Annotated in this window: 21 protein-coding genes and 1 pseudogene; 8 read left to right on the top strand and 14 right to left on the bottom strand. The window is 61.2% G+C overall.

The window, feature by feature from the left end:
* Positions 1-110 precede the first annotated feature (110 nt).
* A complete protein-coding gene (locus NKJ73_RS13705; RefSeq protein WP_352569773.1) occupies positions 111-326 on the top strand; it encodes an antitoxin Xre/MbcA/ParS toxin-binding domain-containing protein in 216 nt (71 codons plus the stop codon).
* 35 nt (positions 327-361) lie between these two features.
* Here the strand turns inward: NKJ73_RS13705 and NKJ73_RS13700 are convergent, their stop codons facing one another.
* Entirely contained in the window at positions 362-1,174 is an 813-nt protein-coding gene (locus NKJ73_RS13700; protein ID WP_352569772.1) for a MipA/OmpV family protein, read from the bottom strand.
* Positions 1,175-1,372: 198 nt separating this feature from the next.
* On the bottom strand, positions 1,373-2,278 hold the full coding sequence (locus tag NKJ73_RS13695) for an alpha/beta hydrolase (protein WP_352569771.1): 906 nt from the start codon (positions 2,276-2,278) through the stop codon (positions 1,373-1,375).
* A 343-nt stretch (positions 2,279-2,621) separates the two neighbouring features.
* Between NKJ73_RS13695 and NKJ73_RS13690 the strand changes: the two genes are divergently transcribed.
* Positions 2,622-3,176 (top strand): HdeD family acid-resistance protein, encoded by a 555-nt coding sequence (locus NKJ73_RS13690; protein ID WP_352569770.1) that lies wholly within the window; start codon positions 2,622-2,624, stop codon positions 3,174-3,176.
* Between the two features lie 78 nt (positions 3,177-3,254).
* On the opposite strand, the gene NKJ73_RS13685 is transcribed toward NKJ73_RS13690, so the two are convergent.
* Positions 3,255-4,238 carry a bifunctional riboflavin kinase/FAD synthetase gene (locus NKJ73_RS13685; protein ID WP_352569769.1) on the bottom strand — a complete coding sequence of 328 codons (984 nt, stop codon included), beginning with the start codon at positions 4,236-4,238 and terminating at the stop codon, positions 3,255-3,257.
* 9 nt (positions 4,239-4,247) lie between these two features.
* On the bottom strand, positions 4,248-5,108 hold the full coding sequence (locus tag NKJ73_RS13680; protein ID WP_352569768.1) for a TIGR01459 family HAD-type hydrolase: 861 nt from the start codon (positions 5,106-5,108) through the stop codon (positions 4,248-4,250).
* Between the two features lie 331 nt (positions 5,109-5,439).
* Here NKJ73_RS13680 and NKJ73_RS13675 point away from each other — a divergent pair, with 331 nt between their 5' ends.
* A complete protein-coding gene (locus tag NKJ73_RS13675; RefSeq protein ID WP_352569827.1) occupies positions 5,440-7,395 on the top strand; it encodes a pilus assembly protein TadG-related protein in 1,956 nt (651 codons plus the stop codon).
* A 119-nt stretch (positions 7,396-7,514) separates the two neighbouring features.
* A complete protein-coding gene (locus tag NKJ73_RS13670) occupies positions 7,515-8,147 on the top strand; it encodes a LysE family translocator (RefSeq protein ID WP_023674336.1) in 633 nt (210 codons plus the stop codon).
* A gap of 6 nt (positions 8,148-8,153) precedes the next feature.
* On the opposite strand, the gene NKJ73_RS13665 is transcribed toward NKJ73_RS13670, so the two are convergent.
* Together NKJ73_RS13665 and NKJ73_RS13660 are read right to left on the bottom strand one after the other, a co-directional pair.
* A complete protein-coding gene (locus tag NKJ73_RS13665; protein WP_352569767.1) occupies positions 8,154-8,978 on the bottom strand; it encodes a DUF2189 domain-containing protein in 825 nt (274 codons plus the stop codon).
* A gap of 133 nt (positions 8,979-9,111) precedes the next feature.
* Entirely contained in the window at positions 9,112-9,861 is a 750-nt protein-coding gene (locus tag NKJ73_RS13660) for an SDR family oxidoreductase (protein WP_352569766.1), read from the bottom strand.
* Between the two features lie 95 nt (positions 9,862-9,956).
* Between NKJ73_RS13660 and NKJ73_RS13655 the strand changes: the two genes are divergently transcribed.
* Positions 9,957-10,328: a winged helix-turn-helix transcriptional regulator gene (locus NKJ73_RS13655; protein WP_352569765.1), complete on the top strand. Its 372-nt coding sequence runs from the start codon at positions 9,957-9,959 to the stop codon at positions 10,326-10,328.
* A gap of 101 nt (positions 10,329-10,429) precedes the next feature.
* Here the strand turns inward: NKJ73_RS13655 and NKJ73_RS13650 are convergent, their stop codons facing one another.
* Positions 10,430-11,134, bottom strand: coding sequence for a glutathione S-transferase family protein (locus NKJ73_RS13650; protein WP_352569764.1), 705 nt, complete (start codon positions 11,132-11,134; stop codon positions 10,430-10,432).
* 108 nt (positions 11,135-11,242) lie between these two features.
* On the opposite strand from NKJ73_RS13650, the gene NKJ73_RS13645 reads away from it, so the two are divergent.
* Positions 11,243-11,608, top strand: a complete 366-nt coding sequence (locus tag NKJ73_RS13645) for a winged helix-turn-helix transcriptional regulator (RefSeq protein WP_023674333.1) — start codon at positions 11,243-11,245, stop codon at positions 11,606-11,608.
* Between the two features lie 276 nt (positions 11,609-11,884).
* On the opposite strand, the gene NKJ73_RS13640 is transcribed toward NKJ73_RS13645, so the two are convergent.
* Complete coding sequence (locus NKJ73_RS13640) at positions 11,885-12,334, bottom strand: SgcJ/EcaC family oxidoreductase (protein ID WP_352569763.1); 450 nt, start codon at positions 12,332-12,334, stop codon at positions 11,885-11,887.
* Positions 12,335-12,396: 62 nt separating this feature from the next.
* On the opposite strand from NKJ73_RS13640, the gene NKJ73_RS13635 reads away from it, so the two are divergent.
* Together NKJ73_RS13635 and NKJ73_RS13630 are read left to right on the top strand one after the other, a co-directional pair.
* Positions 12,397-12,891: a MarR family winged helix-turn-helix transcriptional regulator gene (locus NKJ73_RS13635; RefSeq protein ID WP_051406070.1), complete on the top strand. Its 495-nt coding sequence runs from the start codon at positions 12,397-12,399 to the stop codon at positions 12,889-12,891.
* Positions 12,892-13,086: 195 nt separating this feature from the next.
* The gene (locus NKJ73_RS13630; RefSeq protein ID WP_352569762.1) at positions 13,087-13,605 is read left to right on the top strand and encodes a CAP domain-containing protein; all 519 of its coding nucleotides are present in this window, start codon (positions 13,087-13,089) and stop codon (positions 13,603-13,605) included.
* Positions 13,606-13,649: 44 nt separating this feature from the next.
* On the opposite strand, the gene NKJ73_RS13625 is transcribed toward NKJ73_RS13630, so the two are convergent.
* The 6 genes and pseudogenes from NKJ73_RS13625 to NKJ73_RS13600 form a co-directional block, all read right to left on the bottom strand.
* Positions 13,650-16,337 (bottom strand): EAL domain-containing protein, encoded by a 2,688-nt coding sequence (locus NKJ73_RS13625; RefSeq protein ID WP_352569761.1) that lies wholly within the window; start codon positions 16,335-16,337, stop codon positions 13,650-13,652.
* Between the two features lie 173 nt (positions 16,338-16,510).
* On the bottom strand, positions 16,511-18,046 hold the full coding sequence (locus NKJ73_RS13620) for a DHA2 family efflux MFS transporter permease subunit (RefSeq protein ID WP_352517860.1): 1,536 nt from the start codon (positions 18,044-18,046) through the stop codon (positions 16,511-16,513).
* Between the two features lie 304 nt (positions 18,047-18,350).
* Complete coding sequence (locus tag NKJ73_RS13615) at positions 18,351-19,529, bottom strand: HlyD family secretion protein (protein WP_352569760.1); 1,179 nt, start codon at positions 19,527-19,529, stop codon at positions 18,351-18,353.
* Positions 19,526-20,005, bottom strand: coding sequence for a MarR family winged helix-turn-helix transcriptional regulator (locus NKJ73_RS13610; RefSeq protein WP_352517870.1), 480 nt, complete (start codon positions 20,003-20,005; stop codon positions 19,526-19,528). Before NKJ73_RS13610 ends, NKJ73_RS13615 begins: the two co-directional genes overlap by 4 nt.
* Before the next feature lie 156 nt (positions 20,006-20,161).
* Positions 20,162-20,782, bottom strand: coding sequence for a LysR substrate-binding domain-containing protein (locus tag NKJ73_RS13605; RefSeq protein WP_352453719.1), 621 nt, complete (start codon positions 20,780-20,782; stop codon positions 20,162-20,164).
* Positions 20,783-20,930: 148 nt separating this feature from the next.
* Positions 20,931-21,011, bottom strand: a pseudogene (locus NKJ73_RS13600) (LysR family transcriptional regulator); the annotation flags it as partial.
* Positions 21,012-21,150: the final 139 nt, after the last annotated feature.

Below are 21,150 nucleotides of genomic sequence, written 5' to 3'. Positions count from 1 at the left end.
TTTAAACGAGGCCGGCCCTATTGAAAAGCCCGAACTCTGATGCTTCCTCCTAGGAGCATGTACCAACTGCGGTTTACATTTCACAGTTAGCGCGCCGGAAGGAACGAAATGTGACTCTGACGATTACCGAGTCCGAACGCGCCCTGCGACTTCGTATTTCAACGATGGCGGATCGTGTTTTCGGCAACCATGAAAGGGCGCAGCGCTGGCTGCGCAAGCGAAGTCGGGTGCTCAACGAGGCGCCCATCAATCTCCTACAATCCGAAACAAGTGCGATGCTTGTGGAAGAGGAACTCAACCGCATCGCCTACGGCATAGTCGCCTGAGCCATGCGGCTGCGCGCAGTATATAACCTGCGACATCACATCGAGAAATCGAAGCGATAGGTCGTCGACATGCCGATCATGAACTGATCCCTGGAGCCGCGCTCCTTGACCAGGCTGGAATCGGCGGCCGGGCCCATCAGGCGGGAATATTCGCCGAACAGACTGGCCGTCATCGGCTCGGTCACCTTCCAGGTCACTGCGCCGCCCAGGCCCGCCGACTTCACCCCGCCACCGGGATGATATTCGCTGAGCCCCGAGGCCAGGGACTCCTCGGCATCAACGCCGTAATTGGCGTCGAAATAGTCCGATGAGGCGAACGAAACGCGCGGTCCGGCCGAAATCCTGACGTCGGGCGTCACATCGTAAAAGGCGTCGGCGGCGATGTCGGCGACAAAGCCGTTATGGGCACGAATGCCGTGCCGCAATTCGGCGCGGGCACGCAGCCAATCCAAAGGATAGAATTCGAAGAAGCCGCCGGCCTCGCCGCCCCAGCGCACCGGGTCGAGGCCTTTCAATTCGTCGGCGTCACCACCGTCGCGGGAAAACAGGAACTTGCCCGTCAGGCCGGCGCGGACGCCGCCATCGTCGATCAATGCCAATGAGATATTGTCGTTGCGCGAGGTGAAGCGCGCCGCGGGACCAGCCTTGCCGAGCGAGATGATCGGCGAGGCGCTGAGCAGGTACTTCTTGCCGCCCTCGAAATTCGGGGCAATCATGCCGGTGGCGCCGACCGTCAGGTACCAGTCTCCGGACAGCCAGCCGAAGGTGCCCTCGCCGGCCTTGGCAACGCCGCAGGTGGCGAGCATGAATGCGGCCAGGACCGCCGGGATCGTCGGGACAGACCGCATCGTTACTCCATACGTCGAACACATTGGCCGATACAACCAGCCTTGACTGAAGCCATGGCGCCAGTTCGGTAAAATTTGACTTAATATCCATGACATCGGCGGCGTTGGCCGGCCTGTTCCGCATTGCAGTCGACTGTTTGGCGCACCAAGATTCCAGATCAAGTGTTTGGAATACGATAGCAGTTGCCTCGGCAGGGGTTACAAACATTCGCGGACAAACATGCCTGCGCCGTGAAGAGCGCGGCGACCGGCGCTCAACCCCGCATTCCAAACCGGCCAAGCGTGAATCATATGCGGCCAAATTTCGAGACGTACTTTGACGTCCGCCGCGCCGGCGGCTTCGGCGAGCCGAGTTGCGTCAGACATCAGCGTCTCGGCCGAACCGGCTTGTATCAGCATTGGGGGAAATCCGCTCAGATCGGCGAACAAAGGCGAGATCAGCGGATCGCGCCGACCAACGCCATTGGGAACATAGGCCGTTGCCAGTTCCTCCAAATACGCCCGGTGGATGATAGGGTCGATTGCGTCGTTGGTTGATAGTGTCGCGCCGGACATCGAAAGGTCCGTCCAGGGCGAAACCAGCCAAAGACATCGCGGCAACGGCTCGCCTGCCGCACGCAATATACTGACCAGGCACAGGGTAAGGTTGCCGCCCGCACTGTCTCCGCCAATCACGATGCGGTCCGGCGCGATGCCTTGCCGCCTCAGAAAGCGCCATGCGGTGAGTGCGTCTTCATGTTGCGCAGGGAAAGGATGTTCCGGTGCGCGGCGATAGTCGATCGCGAGGGTGCGTATTCCCATTGCCCGACCTGCCTCGGTAACCATTCGACGATGACTTTTAAGGGAGCCGGAGCAGTAGCCACCACCGTGGAAAAAGAGCAGAACCTTATCCCTGTCACTCCCAGGCGCCAGGGACCACTCGCCCGCGAGGCCATCGAAAACCACATGCTCGCATCGGATGTCCTCCGCGACTGGCCACACCGAACCGACTTCGTCGAGCCGTGCCCGGCGTTCGTCCCAGCGGACCGTTCGAGGCTTTGAGGTCAACAACCTGCGGACGGCGTTGATCTCCGTCAGATCGAGGTGTTCGTCCGCATCGCTCATTTTGCTTCCCTAGCCTCATCAAGCGTAGAAAACGGCATATAGCAGCAGCACACGTCATCGTATAAAGGGCCAATGCCAGCACTGGGAATTTTCGTTACACTTGCGCCGCGGCGAATACACGGGACGACGGGTCGCCCGTAAACCCGCTTGTTATCTTTTAGCACTGGCTCACCCCCCACATGATCGAATTATTCCATCTGGTATTTGGCCGCTTCGGGTCAAAAACGGAGGTCTAGCGGATCGCTCGGGAGTGTGGCGCTCACAGCCTGCTCGCTGGACGGGCAAGGCGATCGGCGCTACCTTCCGGAACAAAGAAGCTAGGCAACCTTGAGGGAGAAGGGCAATGACCGTGCACAGCGATGCCATGAAAGACGCCATTGGCCAGACGCGGGCGAAATGGGGATGGTTCGTCGCGCTCGGGGTGCTGCTGCTTGTCTTCGGCGGCATTGCCTTCGGCAATCTGTTCATCGCAACCGTCGCCTCGGTCTTTGTCGTGGGCTGGCTGATGCTGATGGCCGGCATTGTCGAGATCATCCATGCCTTCGGCGTGAAGACATGGGGCCGCTTCTTCTATTGGCTGCTCAGCGGCCTCCTCTACGCCGTCGCCGGCTTCTTCGCCTTCGACAATCCGGTCCTCGCCTCGACGGTGCTGACCTTCCTCCTGGCGGTCGCGCTGCTTGCCTCAGGCGTGCTCAGGGCCTGGGTCGGCTACAGCCACCGGCCGCAGCCGGGCTGGGGCTGGGTAGTCGCGGCCGGCGTCATCAGCGCGCTGGCGGGACTGGTCATCGCCATGGGCTGGCCGGTCAACAGCGTGTGGGTTCTGGGCCTGTTCCTGGCCGTCGACCTGATCTTCCAGGGCTGGACCTTCATCGCCCTTGGCTTGGCGCTGAAGAGATAAATTCTGGTTGAGCATGATCTTAATCGGAAAACCGGATCCCACTTTTTGCTTCGCTGACCTTCGGTTCGGGACCATGCTCTAAAAAGCTATGGCCGCGTCCAGCCCGGAAAGCGGCCTGACGCCGGCGAGCAGTGCCTTCGCCTCGGCCTCGTCGCGCTTCATCTGGGCGACCAGCGCGTCAAGCCCGTCGAACTTCACCTCCGAGCGCAGGTAGCCGAAGAAGGACACGGCACAAATCTCGCCGTAGAGGTCGCCGGAAAAGTCGAAGACGAAGGTCTCCAGCAATGGCGCGCCATTGTCGTCGACCGTCGGCCGGCGGCCGAAGCTGGCGACGCCATCGTGTAGCGAACCGTCGGCGCGGCGGAAGCGGACGGCATAAATCCCTTCATTGAGGGTGACTTCCGGCGAAAGCCTCATGTTTGCGGTCGGAAAGCCGAGTGTCCGGCCGAGCTGCTGGCCGCCGATCACCTCCGCCTCGACGGTGAAACGGTAGCCGAGCAAGCCGGCGGCCTCGGCCACATTGCCCTCGCACAGCAGCGTGCGTATGCGGCTCGACGACACCACCTCGGCGCTTTCGTCGCGAAACGCATCCACCAGCGTGACGCCGAAGCCGTGGCGCTCGCCGGCAGCCATCAGATAGGCCGGACCGCCCTGGCGGTCCTTGCCGAAATGGAAATCGAAGCCGGTGACGGCGTGGCTTATGCCGAGGTTGCGCTCGAGCACGCCGGTGACGAAAGCCTCCGCCGACAAGGAGGCGAACTCGCGTGTGAACGGCTGTTCGACCAGCGCCGCAAAGCCCAGATGCGACAACAGCCGCGCCTTCATCGGCGGCGGCGTCAGCACGAACAACGGCATGTCCGGCCTAAACACCTTTCGCGGATGCGGTACGAAGGTCAGCACCAGGGCGGGTACGCCGCGACGCTCCGCTTCGGCGCGCGCGCGTTCGAGCACCGCCTGGTGGCCGCGGTGGACGCCGTCGAAATTGCCGATAGCCACCACGCCGCCGCGCAGATGGGCCGGCAGCGGTGCGGTTGCGGAAATGCGTTCGAACATGGCCGTCATGGCTTGAACCTATTGCAGCCTGGGAATCACCGCGACCGGCCTGTAGCCATATTTTTCCAGGAAGGCCGCGAGCCTGGCCGGATCCGGCTGCAGCGTCTCACCGTAATCGCGGGCATGGATGCCGCCCGATACGTAGAGCACGTCGAAGCCATTGTCGGCCGCGCCCTTGATGTCGGTCATCATGCCGTCGCCGATGGCCAGAACTTGCGAACGCTCGACCGGGCGGCCGAGAATGACGGCGATCTCCTTCATGGCGACGTCATAGACCGGCGCGTAGGGTTTGCCGGCGATCAGCGTGCGTCCGCCAAGCTGTGCGTATTCGCGGGCCAAAGCGCCTGCGCACCAGATCATGCGTTCGCCGCGCTCGACGACGATGTCGGGATTGGCGCAAATGAAGGGCAGGTTCCTGGCACGCAGCCTCTGCAGAAGATCGGCATAATCTTCCGGCTTCTCCACCTCGTCATCGAACAGGCCGGTGCAGACCACGCCGGATGCTTCGAACTCCTCGACGAGTTCGACGTCGAGGCCCTCATAGAGCGTGAAATCCCGATCGGCGCCTATATGGAAGATCTTTCGCGGCCCTTCGGCGATCAGGTCGCGGGTAACGTCGCCGGACGTCACGACACGGTCGTAGGCGGCGGGCGGAACGCCGATGGCGCTCATCTGTGCCACCACGTCGGCGCTGCGACGCGGCGAATTGGTGATCAGCACGACAGGTATTTTCGCCGCGCGAGCAGCGATCAGCGCGGCAGCCGCCGCCGGGAAATGCCATTCGCCATTGTGCACCACGCCCCAGACGTCGCACAGGATGGCTGAATAGGCTCCCGACAAGTCTGCGAGCGAACCGATGATGTCGGGCGAATCCGCCATGCCGTTGTCCCTGTACCATGATGCTTGCAAGCGCCGCGACCGACGGTCCGTAGCGGCCGGCCCGGATTAACCGAAGCGCTTCGCTCTGTCACCAGCTTTCGTTGTGCCCGCAAGATTGCCGCCCGGGGACGCCGGCGAGGACGTGATGGCGAAAGCCTTCTTTTTCAGAGCCTTATCGGGCTTTGCCGCGGAGCAGCATTGCCGATTGCGGACGTGTGGTTAACGGGCATTGAAAAACCGTGCCGACCTTGAACGTATTTTAGCAATCGGAAATTTAAAAATGCGTGGCATCGTCCGGAAAAAAACGGGGCGGGCGGGAATGCTGAAGGCAATGATCGGAAATTTCCGACGCGACAGACGTGGCAACTACTCCTTAATGACCGCAATCACCATTGTACCGCTGATGGGCGGGTTGGCGCTCAGCGTCGATTACGGGGAGTTGTTGCGCCAGAAGCACGAAACGCTGAATGCCCTTGACGCGGCCGGCCTCGCCGCCGCCCAGCAGATCGTCGCCGGCGCCAGCGACGACGACGTCAAGGCCTACGCCAAGACATTTTTCGAAACCAATCTCGCACGTGTCGATCCGGCGAACACAGCGCTGACCGTCACGCTGCCCAACAACAATGCCGGCGGCGGCACCTTGAAGCTCTGCGCCGGCCTCACCTTCCACCCCTATTTTCTACCGGCCGCCAGCCTGCTGATCGGCGGCACGGCAAGCGACACGACCTTCACCGAATGTTCGGAACTCCGCCTCAAGAACACCCTCGAAGTCGCGCTTGTGCTGGATAATTCCGGCTCGATGAGCGATCTCGGCTCCGGCACCGGCGAGAAGCGAATAGACCTGCTGAAGTCGGCCGCCAAGCAGCTTGTCGATACGCTGGCGCTTCAGGCGCAGCAGATGAAGCAGATCACCAAACCGGTGCAGTTTTCTCTCGTGCCGTTTGCGGCCTCGGTCAATGTCGGCCCTACCCACGACCAGGACGGCTGGATGGATCAGGACGGCAACTCCCCGATCCAGCACGAGGATTTCGACTGGACGACGATGAGTGCCGCCAACAATCCGGACAAATATGCCGAGAAGCTCAACGGCGTCTGGTACAAGCGCGGCACCGGCTGGGGCGAGACCAAGGACCAGCCGCTGACGCGTTTCAGCCTCTACGCCGACATGACGGTCGAATCGGGCCGCGAAGAGGTACCCAATTCGAAGCAATATGTCTGCGACACATACAAGAAGAACGGCACCTGCCAATACGGCCATTGGAGCGCACCGGAATATATCTACACCACAAGCCGCTATGCGAGCTGGCAAGGTTGCGTCGAGGCACGGCCATATCCCTACAATGTCGACGACACCACGCCCGATACAGCCGCGCCGGCCACGCTTTTCGTGCCGTTGTTCGCCCCGGATGAGGCTGGCACTCTGTGGCTCGATTTCAACCGTGACGGCATCAACGACGTCATCGGCACGTCCTACAATTACGGCAACAACTGGTGGGCCGATTGGCCCTATGTCGCCGGTCCTACCGCTTCCCAGCGCCAGTCTGACATGCGCAAATATTTCCTGGTAAAACCATACGGTTCGCAATCCGCAGCCGCAGGCGATGGGCCGAATTCCTCCTGCACCACCAACCCGATCACGCCGTTGAAGGACGTCAGCCAGGACGCAGAGAAGCAGGAGATCAAGGACGCCATCGACGCCATGGCGCCGAATGGCAACACCAACGTGCCGGAGGGCCTTGCCTGGGGCTGGCGAACTGTATCGAGCAACCCACCGTTCACCGATGGTCGGCCGAACAGCGAGAGGGGCAACGACAAGGTGGTCGTGGTGCTGACCGACGGAGCCAATACTTATAGTGCCGTCAGCGACGGCAGCTACGCCAACAACAGGTCGACCTACGCCGCCTACGGCTACACTGGGCTGACCTATCCGGGATCTGGAAGCGTAACCCGCCTGTTCATGAATACCAGCACCGATATCGGCAAGACCACCTATACCGGTGCCAACTACACGGCAGCACTCGACGAGCAGATGAAAACGCTCTGCGCCAATGCAAAGAATTCGAACATTCTGGTGATGACGGTGGCGCTCGACCTGTCGCCCACAGATGCCGGCGACAAGAAGGCAATCGATGCGCTGAAGGCGTGTTCGTCGGATTCGCGCTTCCGCAAGGATTCGGCCGACCCGAGCAAGCCGGCCAAGCTGTTCTGGAATGCGACGGGCGCGACTCTGTCGGACAATTTCAAGGAAATCGCCAACGAATTGTCGAACCTGCGCATCGTCGGCTGAAGGCGATGGGATTGGAGACTAAGGCAGGGGCTCCGGCGCACTGGCGCAAAGGCTCCTGCCCTCATGCCCTTGCGGGTGATGGAAGCATGTGGTGAGTGTCCTCATCCGGAGATGCGCTCTTGCCTGAACCCGCCAACCACCTTGCCTTTGCGCTGGTCTGCCTCGGCATGGTGCTGACGCCCGGCCCGAACATGATCTATCTGATCTCGCGCTCGCTGTCGCAAGGGCCGAAGGCCGGGCTGATCTCGCTGGGCGGTGTGGCGCTCGGTTTTTTGTTCTATGTGCTGTCGGCGGCGTTCGGCATCACCGCGCTGCTGCTCGCCGTGCCCTTTGCCTATGATGTGCTGCGCCTTGCCGGCGCGCTTTATTTGCTGTGGCTCGCCTGGCAAGCGGTGAAGCCCGGCGGGCGCTCGCCCTTCCAGATCCGCGAACTGCCGAAAGACAGGCCGCGCAAGCTGTTCGCCATGGGCCTGATGACCAACCTGCTCAACCCGAAGGTGGCAGTGCTCTATCTGTCGCTGCTGCCGCAATTCATCAGCCCCGGCAAGGGCCACGTGCTGTCGCAGCTTCTGGTGCTCGGTGCCACGCAGGTCGCGATCAGCCTGACCGTCAACGCCATCATCGCGGTGACGGCCGGCTCGATCGCCATCTTCCTCGCCGGGCGGCCGCTATGGCTGGTGATCCAGCGCTGGATGATGGGCACGGTGCTGACCGCGCTGGCCGTCAAGATGGCAACCGACGCGCAACGCTGATCGGTCCTACATCGGCCGCCTGACCTGCTGTGCCCGCTCCGGTTCGACCACCCTGCGGTAGAGATGCCAGGTCGCGTGGCCAAGGATGGGCATGACGACGGCAAGCCCGGCAAATAGCGGGATCGAGCCGATGACCAGGAGCACGGCGACCATCAGGCCCCACAGCGCCATCTGCAGCGGGTTTGTCATAACTGCACGCGCCGACGTCTCGACTGCCGAGACCGCGCCGACGTCGCGATCGAGCAACAGCGGAAAGGCGACGACAGTCGTCGCCAGCACGATCGCGGCGAAGGCGAACCCGGCTAGGTTGCCGAGCAGGATCAGCGTCCAGCCCTTGCTGGTCGTCAGCACTTCGCGAATAAAGCCGACGATAGAGGCCGGAGGCTGATTGCCGTACAGGCTGGTGTAGATCGATTGCGCGGTGAACAGCCAGAGCAGGAACAGTACCACCAGCATGATACCGATGACTGCAATCGCGGGCAGCGCCGGCGAGTGGCGCACGTCGAGCGCATGCCACCAGGATGTATCCATGCCGAACTCGCGCCGGCGGCTGATTTCGTAAAGGCCGATAGCGGCGAACGGACCGACCAAAGCGAACCCGGACATCAGCGGATAGATGAGTTGGATGGCGTTCGAGCCCGAGGTCCACTGCGTCAGGATCAGGCCGACCACCGGATAGATCAGGCACAGGAACACATAATGCGACGGCTTGGCCCAAAAATCCTCTACGCCGAGACGGAGCGCATCGAGCAGATCCTCGGTGCTGATGCGGCGCACCGTGGGCTGTACATGCATTCCACGTGCGTCCGCCATGACATGAAAGCCGGCCATAACCTTTCTCCCGTGGGTCGGGACGGCCGCCGCCAGGATGGCCGCCCGTAGCTGCCACTTCTCGTATAAGCACTATGATAGTCGATTTAGGGGTGATTGTCGCCAAGTCGATGGTCACGATGGTAAATCCCGGTTATAGATTTCCGACGCCACCATCGACGAGCAGTTCCGTGCCAACGACGAAGCTCGACTCATCCGATGCTAGAAACACCGCCGCCTTGGCGAGTTCCCAGGGTTTGCCCATCCGGCCGATCGGCACTAGCGCGCGTATCTGATCGCCAAGCGCCTTCTCGTCCGCTTCGGGCAGACCCAGCTTGCCCAAGGCCGGCGTCTCGGTCGGCCCGGGGCTGAGGCCATTGACGCGAATACCGCGCTCGATCATCTCACCCGAGAGGGTGCGCGCCAACGACAGGAGGCCAGCCTTGCTGGCGGCGTAGGCGCTACTCTGGGGCAGGCCGATATGGGCACTGACCGAACCGCACAGGATGATCGATGACGGGTTGGAGAACATCGGCAACAGGGCTTGGATCAAAAAGAACGGCCCCTTGAGATTGGTCTGCATCAGACGGTCATAGACCACCTCGTCCCAATCCTGCAGGGGCTGATGCATCACATCGCCGGCGTTGATGTTCAGTATGTCGAGCCGAGGCCAGCACTGCGCGAGTTCGGCGGCAAGCGCACGCTGATCGGCGAGGTTGCCGGCATCATTCCTGATCACCTGCGCCGATCCGCCCAGCTCGCGCTGCGCAGCTTCCAGCCCGGACGGGCTCCTGCCAGTGATTGCCACCGTCGCACCCTCGGCCAGGAACTGGCGCGCGGTTTCGAGACCGATGCCACTGGTTGCCCCGGTAATGAGGGCATATTTGCCTTTCAAGCGACCCATGATTTGCCTTCCCAAAGACGATGAGAATGGCATTGTCGACACGATAGTATGCTTTGTATAGTAGGCACCGAACGGGTACTAAAGGAAATAATTTCATGGCGCAGGCAAAAGCCATCGAGGTAACGCCAGTCGAAGGCGGAAATGGCACGACCGATCGTTGCCCGATGATCGATTTCGTCAATCTGGTTTCGGGAAAATGGGCCATTCCCATTCTTTATCGCCTGATCGTCACCGGTTGTCCGATCCGCTTCGGCGAGCTCCAGAGGGCCGTCGCACCGATTACGCAAAAGGAGCTCACGCGGCAGTTGCGCCTGTTCGAACATCGCGGTCTGGTCTATCGGAGGGTTTATGCCGAGATGCCGCCGCGCGTGGAGTATGAGATAACGCCGCTGGGTGGAACCTTGCGTGGCACGCTGGATTCGCTGGCCGACTGGATGCGTGTCAACGCATCCCACCTGATCACCTGACTAATCGTGCACGGATTGTTTGCCCTGCCCGGCTAAAGCCACGGGCGGTCACCGCGCGGCACCACACTTTGGCGCCGCGCGGCTGAGATGCGTGACAAAAGCTAGGCAGCGAAACGATCGATCACTTCGGCCAGCGGGACATGGCCAAGACAGGCACCCGAACCCGCCGGCTTTTCGCCACCCTCGATGGCCTGTGCGTAACGCACGGCCGGATCGGCTTCGATCCTGCCGCGCAACGCGGCCAGCTTGGGGTAGGTCGCGCTGTCGACCGCCTGGTGGAACTCCGCCCAGCGCGCCACGCCAATCAGCGTGGTATCGGCAAGCGTCAGCCGATCGCCGACCAGAAAGTCCGTGTCGGCGATCATCGCCTCGAGCTGGTCATGGCGGTTTGTAACGATCTTGCGGCCAAAGCCACGCAAGGTTGTCAGCAGCACCGGTTCCGCCGATTCCATTTCATATGCAGCCCAGAGAGGGGTGAAGGCGGCGGTGAAACCGGTGTTCACGAAAGCCATCAGCTGATGCATCCGGTCGCCCTCCGGCGAGCGAGGATCGAAGCTGATACGGCGTTGCGTGTCGCGGGCTTCGAGCCAGGCGGCAATCGCCATGGTCTCGGTGAGCACCCTGCCCTCGTCCGTGATCAACACCGGCGTTTCCTGACGGCCGTTGATGCTGGCATAGGCATCGTTCTTCATCTCAGAGAGCATGTCGACACGACACAGGCGGTAGCGTTGTTCGAGGCGTTCAAAAGCAGCGACAAGCCCCATCGAACTTCCCAGCGGGAAGCCGTAAAGGAGAATAGGTTCCATTTCTTTGTCTCTTCCATGATTTAGGGATCACGCTGCGCAGCGAAACTTGACCCTAAACGCTGGTCGCCCCATGTAAATTACGCACTATTCTGTAACCAGGTCCCCGCCATGAAAGATGTCGTCTCACGCTGCCCGATCGAGGAGACCATGCGTGTGCTCAGCGGTCGCTGGCCCACCTTGCTGCTCTACTACCTCAAGGACGGTACCAAGCGCTTCAGCGACCTGAGGCGTGACAATCCGACAGTGTCGCACCGCATCCTGGCGCTCGAACTACGCAAGCTGGAGGAAGCCGGGATTGTGCGGCGAACAGCGCATGCCGGCTATCCGCTACACGTGGATTACGACCTGACGGAGCCCGGTCTCAAGCTTGTGCCGCTCATCGACGCCCTGGGCGATTGGTGGGAAGATACCGAGGACGATCGGGCCAGCCGGGCTACATCGACGCCGGAAACCAAACTCGTGGCGGCGGAATAGCCGACCGGCGATCACCGCGCCGCCAAGAACTGCCGGCGAGAGCCCAGCGCTCCAAGCCGTTCATACATTAGATCCCGCAAGACCAAGGCGACCGGCTATGAGGCGCGCCATTGTGGTCGGCCAAACCGGACAAGGCACGGGCCATCCAGCACCAACTCCTGTAGCATAGCTCGCCAATCCCGATCACCTGACCCGCCGTTCGATCTCATTGCCCGATCAGATCGGCTTGACTATGCTGGATGGCTGTCGCTTTCGATTCTGACATGAATGAAGAGCCTACTTATCCTCTTGAAGTTTCTCCTGAGACTTTGCCATTTGATCGTCCCCAAGTTCCATATTGTGCATCGTTGCAATCAACCATTCATCATGATCCCGCGTCGCCACTACGCTGATTAATCCGCGCCGACGCGGCCATTCGTTTCCCATCGGATCGAGCGCGCCAGTCATGGACCACCGCAGGTCGAGCGTGGCAACATCAGGGCGAACAAGCTTGTTCCGCACGCTTTCGGCGGATAGATGGCTGTGCTTGAACATCTTCTCAAAAATTGGGGCATGGAACTGCTCGATCTTGTCACGTCCAGTCGCCTGCATACCGAAGACGTTTGTAAACTCGGCATCTGCCGCGAATACGGCGGCAAAGGCGCGAGCATCGTGACGATTCCAAGCTTCGATCAGCCTGTGCGCGACACTTTCCACCCCTTCAGTTCGGATGTTACCGGTAGCCATGCTGATCTCCTGTCATATAGTTCGGTTGCCATACTATATGGGCACCATATAAGTTTGGAAAGATGGATAATCAGCCATACACGCAGTCTCTGCTTCTCTATGCTTATCAATCGTCGGCGAGCGCTTTGGTCCAGGTTCTCCGGGAGAGCGGCCATTCGGCAATCAAGCCCAAACACGGCGCTGTATTCGCCAACATCGACGCGGAGGGAACCCGACCCAGCGTCCTCGCAGAGCGTGCGGGCATTGGCAAAGCATCGATGGGTGAGTTGATCGATGAACTGGAGCGCCTCGGTTATGTTCGGCGCTCGCATGATCCGAACGACCGACGGGCCAAATTAATCGTTGCAACTAACGCGGCGCTTGCGGTGATCCGGACCGTCCACGATTTCAATCAGCGTCTCGAAGACCAATACCGGAGGCTGCTTGGTGCTCAGGCGTACGAATCGCTCCGGTCGTCACTGCAAGCGATATCCCCCAGAGAAAATTTGCAACCGAGGATACCTCGCCAGCGCTCGTCAAGCCGCAAAGATGGGGCAAAAGAAACTCTCGGTCCGTGAATGCCTGACTGGGTATCGAGCCCCTGGGCGTATCGAGCCCGAACAGCCGCCTGGGCGAATGCCGCCATCCGAGCAAGCCTGTTTCGATTGAGCAGTGAAATCAATCTGACACAGTGCCATCACGTCGAAACCATCATCACGCATTTTCACCGCCCTGCCCGGCAAAAGCCATGATCGCGGTTATGTCAGGCGGGCATGACCGTTACGAAAATCGAAAATTATGAGGCCCAACCAAGCCTAAGCAGGCGCGTGCTGCTCAAAGCTGCCGGCCTTGGCGCCCTTGCCGGGCTCACCGGATGCGCAACCGCCGTGCTGCCTACCGGCGAAAGCGCCGGTGTCTCTGCTTCCGCCGCCGGCACGCTGGCCGGCATCCGCGCTTCGGCGGGTCTCGGGCCGCTTGTCCCCGATGCGCCGCTCGAGCAGGCGGCGCTCCAGCAGGCCGGCTATATGGCGCGCGGCGGCCGAATGAACCACACCACCGGCTGGGGCAAGGACTTTGCCTCGCGCGTCAAAGACAATGGCATTGCCGGCGCTGCCGCCGAAAACATCGCCGAAGGCCGCTTCGACCAGCAGAAGCTGTTTGATATCTGGGTGCATTCGCCAGGCCACCGCCGCAACATGCTCGACCCGCGCTTCACCCGCTTCGGCCTCGCCTATGTGCGCGACGGCCGCGACAGCACGCTTCGCTATTGGTGCCTTGTGCTCGGTAGATAATTTCCGCCATTTGGTCGGCGGAAGCCTGCAGGATGGCCGACCCGTCAGTCTTTGCGGCCGCCGCCGAGCAATTCCTCGACGTCCTGCGCACAAACCGGCCTGCTGAAATGATAGCCCTGCATTTCGTCGCAATTGTTCCTGCGCAGGAAAGCCACCTGATCATCTGTCTCAACGCCCTCGGCGATGACCCTCAGGTTGAGATTTTGCCCCAATGAAATCACCGCGCTGGCCACAGCCTGATCGTTCTCGTCGGCGGCGAGATCCTTGATGAAGGACTTGTCGATCTTCAGCCGCGCCACGGGAAAGGTCTTGAGTGCGCTGAGGCTGGAATAGCCGGTGCCGAAATCATCGATCGAGATCTGGACACCCAGGCTTTGCAGGGCGTTCATGGTGGCGACCGCCAGCTCGATATCCTGCATGATAAGGCTCTCGGTCACCTCCAGCTCGAGATACCTGGCCTCCAGGCCGCTGTCCTTCAGCGCGCTGACGATGCGATCGATCAGGTTGCGCTCCCTGAATTGCCGCGCCGACACATTCACGCAAACGGTCAAGGGCGGCAGTCCTGCGTCTTGCCAGGCTTTGTTCTGCCGGCACGCCTCATGCAGAACCCAGTCGCCGATCGATACGATCAGACCTGTCTCCTCGGCGGTCGGGATGAACATCGTCGGCATTACCGTGCCAAGCGTTGGGTGGTTCCAGCGTATCAGCGCCTCGACCGCAAAAACCCGACCTGACCGAAGGTCCACCTGCGGTTGGTAGAGCAGCGTGAATTCCGAACGCGCCAAGGCGTTTCGCAACTCTTCCTGAAGCACGAATTTTTCATGCGCCCTGGTGTTGAACTCCGGAGCGTAAAACTGGAAATTATCGCGGCCGAACTCCTTGGCGCGATACATGGCCGCATCGGCATTTGCCAGCAGCGTATCGGGATCCGTTCCATCCTTGGGATAGTTGGCAATGCCGATACTGGCCGTCGCCCGCACAAGATGCGCTCCGAGCCGAACCGGCTCGGCGAGTGCAGCCCTGAGCTTTTGCAAGGTCTCGGAAACGAGATCGACGTTCGCCGGCTGGTCGAAAAGCACGACGACGAATTCGTCGCCGCCAAGTCGCACGACGGTATCGGTCGCCCGGACGCAGTCGACCATGCGACTTGCGACGATTTTCAGGAGCTCGTCGCCGGCATTGTGGCCGAGCGTGTCGTTGACGAATTTGAAATTGTCCAGATCGATGAACACCACCGTCACCCAGCGATCGTATCGCTGGGCGTACAAGACCGCCTGTGAAAGCCGGTCCTCCAACAAGGCGCGATTGGGAAGCCCGGTCAGCACGTCATGATTGGCCATGAAGTGGATCCGGTCTTCGGCCTGTTTGCGTTCGATGGCGATTCCGGCGATGCGCGTGGTGAAATCGATGAGGCGAGTCTCGGCCTCGGTCGGTTCGCGCACCGTCATAGAATACATCGCAAAAACGCCGAGCACGGCGCCCTGATGCGACAGGATCGGCGTCGACCAGCATGAACGTAAACCGTGTGGTCGCGCGAGTTCGCGATAGTCCTGCCAAAGCGGATCCTGCATGATGTCAGCGACAATCACCGGCTCGCGCCGATAGACTGCGGTACCGCAAGACCCTGCCCTTGGGCCTACCGCGGCGCCGTCGACGGCGTCGGTGTAGTCTCTCGCCAGGCTCGGCGCGGCGGCGTGGCGTAAGTGGCTGCCATCCTTGTCGAGCAGCAAGACCGAACCGAATATCCCCGCCAGTTGGGACTCGACCAGACGCATGAGCCGCTCGAGCACGTCTTCGAGGGGAGCGCTCTTTGCGATCATCTCGAGGATATGCGCCTGCCCGTCGCGAAGAATTTCGGCCTGCTTGCGCGCAGTGATGTCGCGGGCAATGCCGACGAGGCCGAAAATGTTGTTCTGAACGTTGCGCAACGGCAGTTTCGTAGACAGGAACCATTTGCCGGTGCCTGACGCATCGACGACGAACTCCTCCTCGTCGATCATCGGCTGTCCGTCGCGCATCAGTTGCTGCTCGATGAGGCGAAATTTCTGCGCAAGATCCGGCGCGTGAAGGTCGAAGTCGCTCAGACCGATCATGTCGCTCGTGCTGTCTCGACCGCTGTCGGACGCAATGGCTCGGTTGGCGACGACGAAGCGGCTTTCGGTGTCCTTCACCCACATGTAGTCAGGCACCAGGTCGATCAGCGTCTGCAAGGAGATACGCTCGTCGACGACCAAGCGGTTGGCGCTGAGCTCGCTGATGTCCTCATGCGTGGCCACCCAGCCGCCGTCAGGCATCGGCTGATGGCAGACCTGAATTGTCCGGCCATCGGCGAGCTCCGCTGTCCAGTTCCCCGAAGCCGTGCCCGAATTGACTGCCCGGGCCAACGCCAGATAAGCGTCCGCATTCATTGCCGAGGTTCCGACAGCGACGCGCCGCTCGACGATTTCGCGCAGCGCCGCACCCGGCTGCAATTGCTCCGGTGCAAGGCGATAGATTTCCGCATAGCGTCGATTGCACAGGATCAGCCGTTCATCGGCATCAAAGAAACAGATGCCTTGCGAGATGTTCTCTATCGCGGTCTGGAACCGCAGTGCCTGGTCCTGAAGTGCCGCAATCGTGGCGCGAAGCTCGCGCTCGAGGGCCTCATATGAGGCAGTCGCCAGTTGTGCCAGCGTCGTCAAATTTGCGGATTCGGGCGCGTCGGCGGTTTGCCTGGATGACTTCGTGGCCAAACACAATTCCTCCCGCTGATGCTTGAGGCAGGCAAAGGAGGCTCGCCTTCAACCCAAAAGCGACTGCATATTGGTCCGGATATACTAATGGCAGGTGAACCTGGCTCAACGCCGACGCTACCGGCACAGGCAACGGAAGCCGTGAGCCGGTCGCGGTGCCGGAGCCGTGAGACTTAGTCCATATGCGCGGCAGGCGCGCCACCGGCGGGCGGCGCAGCCTTTGGCTTGCGCAGCAGGAAAACAAAGGGGACAGCAAGCAGTGTCATCATCATCAGCAGCTTGAAGTCATTGACGTAGGAGATCATCATCGCCTGGATATTGACCATGCGATCCATCAGCGACAGCGCCGTCGGATCGCCGCCCGCCGCTGCCGGCGATGCCGCCCAGAGGTTGGGATTGAACGGATTGATATAGGCCGAGAGCTCGGCGTGGTTGATCTGCGTGTTGCGTACCAGCAGAACCGTCACCACCGATACGCCGATCGACGAGCCAAGATTGCGCACCAGGCTGAACAGCGCCGTTGCATCGGTGCGGAAGCGTGCGTCGAGCGTGGCGAAAGCCACGGTGGACAGCGGCACGAACACCATTCCCATTCCAAGGCCCTGGATCACGCCGGAACTGAGGATAAGCCAGTTGTCCATCTGCGGCGAAAAGCTCGACATCGTGTAGAGCGATTGCGCGGTCAGCAGGAAGCCGATGACGACGAGGATCCTGGCATCGATCCTGTGCATGATCCGCCCGACGAACAGCATCGCGATCATCGTGCCGACACCGCGCGGCCCCAGGACGATGCCTATGGTGAGGGTCGGATAACCGAAGATGGTCGACAGCATTGGCGGCAGCAGCGACATGCTCGCCAGGATGAGCACGCCCATGACAAAGATGAACGCCAGCCCGGTGACGAAATTGCGATCGAGGAAGATCTTGGGGTCGATAAAGGGGTGCTCCGCCGTCAACGTATGTATGGTGAATACCCAGAAGCCGGTGATGGAAAGACCAAGCTCGATCCATATCTCGATCGAGGAAAACCAGTCGACCTCGCCGCCGCGATCGAGCATCAGCTGCAGCGCGCCGACACCGAGCGAGAGCATGGTGAAGCCGAAGAAATCGAAGCTGCGCACCCGACGGGCGACGCTGGGAAGATATGCGGCCATGCCAAGGAAGGCGATGATGCCGACCGGCAGGTTGATGAAGAACACCCAGCGCCAGTTGAAATTCTCGGTCAGCCAGCCACCCAGCGTCGGGCCAAGGATTGGTCCCAGCATGATGCCCGCGCCCCAGATAGCCATGGCCTGGCCGTGGCGTTCCCTGGGGTTGATGTCGAGCAGGAAGGTCTGCGACAGCGGCACGATGGCCGCGCCGAACACGCCTTGCATGAGCCGGAACAAAACGATGGTCTCAAGGCTCCAGGCGATGCCGCACAGCATTGAAAAGACGGTGAAACCGACCACGGCCGTCAGGAACAGCTCCTTGCGACCGAAGCGGTCGGCCAGCCAGCCGGTCACCGGCGTCATGATCGCGGCGGCAACGATGTAGGAGGTCAACACCCAGTTGATGTTGTCGGGGGAGGCGCCGAGATCGCCGGTCATGGTCGGCAGCGCAACGTTGGCGATCGTCGTGTCGAGCGCCTGCATGATCGTCGCAAGCATGAGCGCAACTGTGATCAGGCCGCGGTGCGGTACTTCGCGAAAGGGTTCTGGGCTGCTCATGACGTAAAACTTCCAGCAGGTAACAAAAACGTGTACATTAGGTTTCCGGACGGCGAGGCCCCGCTGTAGAGAGACCCTCATCGCGGTGGGACGCGAGCATCGATGTGGGGGTTACATCGACTGAGTGTCTCGACAAAGCGGGCGCCTGCCGCCCGGAAACCTGAGGACCGAAGATCCTGCGCGGCGTTGTCTGCTCAGGCAGGCTACAGCGCAGCCCGTCTACGCATTCAACTTTTCCTGCGCCTCCCTCGGACCAATCCTGCATCCATCTCGCTGTTTGCTATGCGGCCGCTACCAGGCCTCTTTACCTGGCCTCGCCTGCCGTGGCGCGGCGGAAAATGCTCGGCAGCCCGCGGGAAACGCCGGTGTCCACCGTGACGGTCGCGCTCATGCCGGTGCGCAGCGCCGCCTTGGCGTCGGCATCGGTCAATTCCAGGCGGACCGGAATGCGCTGCGTGACCTTGACCCAGTTGCCGGTAGCGTTCTGCGCGGGCAGCAGCGAGAACTCGGCGCCGGTGCCGGCGCCGATCGCCTTGACGGTGGCTTCGAACGTCTTGCCCGGATAAGTATCGACCATGATTTCGGCCTTCTGGCCGGGTTTCATGTTGGTGAGCTGGGTTTCCTTGAAATTGGCGTCGACCCAGGTGTCGCCGGTCTCAACCAGCGAAAACAGCGGCGTGCCCGAACCGACATACTGGCCGACCTTGAACGAAGCGGCCTGGCTGATGATGCCGTCGGCAGGTGCCTTGACCGTGGTCTGGACCAGATCGTAGGCCGCCTTGTCGCGTGCGGCGAGCGCCGCCATTACCGTTGGATGCTTGTCGGTCTCGATGTCGGGATTGCCGCCAAGTGCCGCCTTGGCGCTGGCGATCCCTTGCTGGGCCACGGCCAGCTGCTGCTTCGCCTTGTCGAGGTCGTTCTTGGCTTCGTCCAGAGACGACTTGGCGTTGATGCCCTTGCGGGCAAGGTCGGCGGCGCGGTCATATTGCGACTGCGCGTACTGGACCTGGCTTTCGTCGGACTTCTCCTGCGCCAGCGCCTGGCTGTAGGCCGCACGCAGCTGCTCGACATTGAGCCGTGCGCCAGCCACCGCCGCGTCGGCCTGGGCCAATGCGATCCGGTAGGGCTCGGGATCGATAGCGAACAACACGTCGCCCTGCTTGACAGACTGGTTGTCGAAAATGTCGACCTGAACGATGCGGCCCGCCGTATCGGCGGCTATCGACACCTTGGCCTGCTGCAGATTGGCGTTCTCGGTCTCCTGATAGCGGCCGCCGGTCACCCAGACATAGCTGCCGCCGGCGATCAACGCAGCGGGCAGCACAAACATCAAAAGGAAGCGGCCGGCACGGCGCTTCTTCTTCGGCGCCACCGGCGCCGGAGCTATCTGCGGAGCGACCGTTACCGGAGCTGCCGCCGGCTTCGCGGGAGCTTCCATCTCCAGCTTGGCCGCATTCTCATCTAGTTTGGCTACCGCGTTCATGCTGCTGCGCCTTCCGTATTCTTCACTTTTTCCGAGGGCGGCGTCTCACCATCTGCAAGATTCTGCACCATTGTCTCCAGCGCCCTGACCAGGACGTGGCGATCTTCCGGCGAAACGCCAACGAGCGATTCCTCATAAACCTCGCCGGCAAGGCTCTTGACGTGGGTGTAGGCCGCGTTGGCCTTGGCGGTCGGGAAAATCATGCGCACTCGCCTGTCGGTTGCGTCGGGACGGCGCTCGATCCAGCCGCCCTCCTCCATGCGATCGACAAGACGCGAGACGCTGATCGGCTCGATTTCGAGAAGCTCGGCAAGCCGCGCCTGCGCGACACCCGCCTCCTTGGCGACACGTACCAGAAGCCGCCATTGCGCCGAAGAAAGGCCGAAACCACTGGCGCGCGCCTCGAAGCGCTTGCGCATCAGGCGCTGCACGTCGTGGATCAAAAAGCCCAATCTGTCGATGCCGTCGGAAACCATGAGCGACATATATAATAAGCGTGCTCATAATTCAAGGAGCCGGATTGTGCCAGAAGCCGGCATGTGTGCATGGCAGTCGGTGCAGGGCGATCGTGGTTAGCAATTTATTACGCCGGGCGCTTGTGACGAGCATGCAGAAGATCGGCGTTCAGATGCTCAGACTATCGATCTCATCCAGGCGGAAAACGCTTCGATATGCGCTTGTCGGGGGTGATTGGCTACGCAGGCAAGGTAAAAGCCATAGCCTGGCAGACAGAGATCATGTGCCTTGACTAGCCTGCCAGCCTCGAGTTCGCCACTGACGACCACATCGCTGCAGATAGCGATACCTTGGCCTGCCGCTACCGCGTCAATCGCGTGCAGCTCTTCACGGAAGCTTAGGTCCCATGCCTGGTTGGCATTGGGGATGCTGGGATCGATCGAGCGTGCGATCGCCAGCCATCGTTGCCAAGTCGGCGCTTCCGGGTCGCGGTTCGTCCAATTGAAATGGATGAGTGGGTATTGCAGCAGATCGGCGGCGCGCTCGATCTGTCGGTCGCCTCCTGCGAACAGCTCCGGGCTGCATACCGGAAAGAATGCGTCCCGAAAAATTTCCTGCGCGGGAACATCCCGCGGCATCCTGCGCGCATAGCGGATCGCGACGTCGGCGTCACCGGCTCGCAGGTCCAGAACGGCGTCTGTCCCGATGATCTCCAGTGGAATGTTCGGATGCTGTTCGCGCCACTTCGACAGGCGCGGAACCAGCCATCGGCTGGCAAATGCATTTGGGCTCGTCACGCGCAACGGGCGTTGGCCAACTCCGGCCGAGGCTGATGCTATTGCCAGCGAAAGCGTCGAAGCCGCTGCAAATTACCGGGAATAGCCGTTCGCCCACGCCTGTGAGCACGAGCGGTCGTGGGCGCCGCCGGAACAGCAGTTGCCCACAGACCTCCTCCAGCAATCGAATCTGGTGGCTGATGGCCGTTGGCGTCACTCCGAGTTCCGTCGCGGCCTTCCTGAAGCTCATCAGCCTGGCAGCGGCTTCGAAGGCGCGAAGCGACCCGAGCGGCGGAAGTTTTCTCATCCAGGCAGTTTAGATGAATTTAGCTCATCCAGCGACTGAGATATTCGATTTTGCAGCGAATGGCGCCGCATGAGATCATTAT

This window comes from Mesorhizobium sp. M0074 (assembly GCF_040322975.1).
Lineage (GTDB): Bacteria > Pseudomonadota > Alphaproteobacteria > Rhizobiales > Rhizobiaceae > Mesorhizobium.
Note: the sequence above shows the minus strand (reverse complement) of the source record. Positions and strands in the feature narration are given on the sequence as shown.

Bases quoted from the DNA above. Each gene is read 5' to 3' on its own strand.
- NKJ73_RS13660 (WP_352569766.1), bottom strand. From the start codon at position 9,861: ATGGGTCGCTTGAAAGGCAAATATGCCCTCATTACCGGGGCAACCAGT.
- NKJ73_RS13635 (WP_051406070.1), top strand. From the start codon at position 12,397: ATGGATAATCAGCCATACACGCAGTCTCTGCTTCTCTATGCTTATCAA.
- NKJ73_RS13645 (WP_023674333.1), top strand. From the start codon at position 11,243: ATGAAAGATGTCGTCTCACGCTGCCCGATCGAGGAGACCATGCGTGTG.
- NKJ73_RS13695 (WP_352569771.1), bottom strand. From the start codon at position 2,278: ATGAGCGATGCGGACGAACACCTCGATCTGACGGAGATCAACGCCGTC.
- NKJ73_RS13655 (WP_352569765.1), top strand. From the start codon at position 9,957: ATGGCGCAGGCAAAAGCCATCGAGGTAACGCCAGTCGAAGGCGGAAAT.
- NKJ73_RS13615 (WP_352569760.1), bottom strand. From the start codon at position 19,529: ATGAACGCGGTAGCCAAACTAGATGAGAATGCGGCCAAGCTGGAGATG.
- NKJ73_RS13620 (WP_352517860.1), bottom strand. From the start codon at position 18,046: ATGAGCAGCCCAGAACCCTTTCGCGAAGTACCGCACCGCGGCCTGATC.
- NKJ73_RS13640 (WP_352569763.1), bottom strand. From the start codon at position 12,334: ATGGCTACCGGTAACATCCGAACTGAAGGGGTGGAAAGTGTCGCGCAC.
- NKJ73_RS13650 (WP_352569764.1), bottom strand. From the start codon at position 11,134: ATGGAACCTATTCTCCTTTACGGCTTCCCGCTGGGAAGTTCGATGGGG.
- NKJ73_RS13630 (WP_352569762.1), top strand. From the start codon at position 13,087: ATGACCGTTACGAAAATCGAAAATTATGAGGCCCAACCAAGCCTAAGC.
- NKJ73_RS13685 (WP_352569769.1), bottom strand. From the start codon at position 4,238: ATGACGGCCATGTTCGAACGCATTTCCGCAACCGCACCGCTGCCGGCC.
- NKJ73_RS13680 (WP_352569768.1), bottom strand. From the start codon at position 5,108: ATGGCGGATTCGCCCGACATCATCGGTTCGCTCGCAGACTTGTCGGGA.
- NKJ73_RS13675 (WP_352569827.1), top strand. From the start codon at position 5,440: ATGATCGGAAATTTCCGACGCGACAGACGTGGCAACTACTCCTTAATG.
- NKJ73_RS13690 (WP_352569770.1), top strand. From the start codon at position 2,622: ATGACCGTGCACAGCGATGCCATGAAAGACGCCATTGGCCAGACGCGG.
- NKJ73_RS13610 (WP_352517870.1), bottom strand. From the start codon at position 20,005: ATGGTTTCCGACGGCATCGACAGATTGGGCTTTTTGATCCACGACGTG.
- NKJ73_RS13665 (WP_352569767.1), bottom strand. From the start codon at position 8,978: ATGGCCGGCTTTCATGTCATGGCGGACGCACGTGGAATGCATGTACAG.
- NKJ73_RS13700 (WP_352569772.1), bottom strand. From the start codon at position 1,174: ATGCGGTCTGTCCCGACGATCCCGGCGGTCCTGGCCGCATTCATGCTC.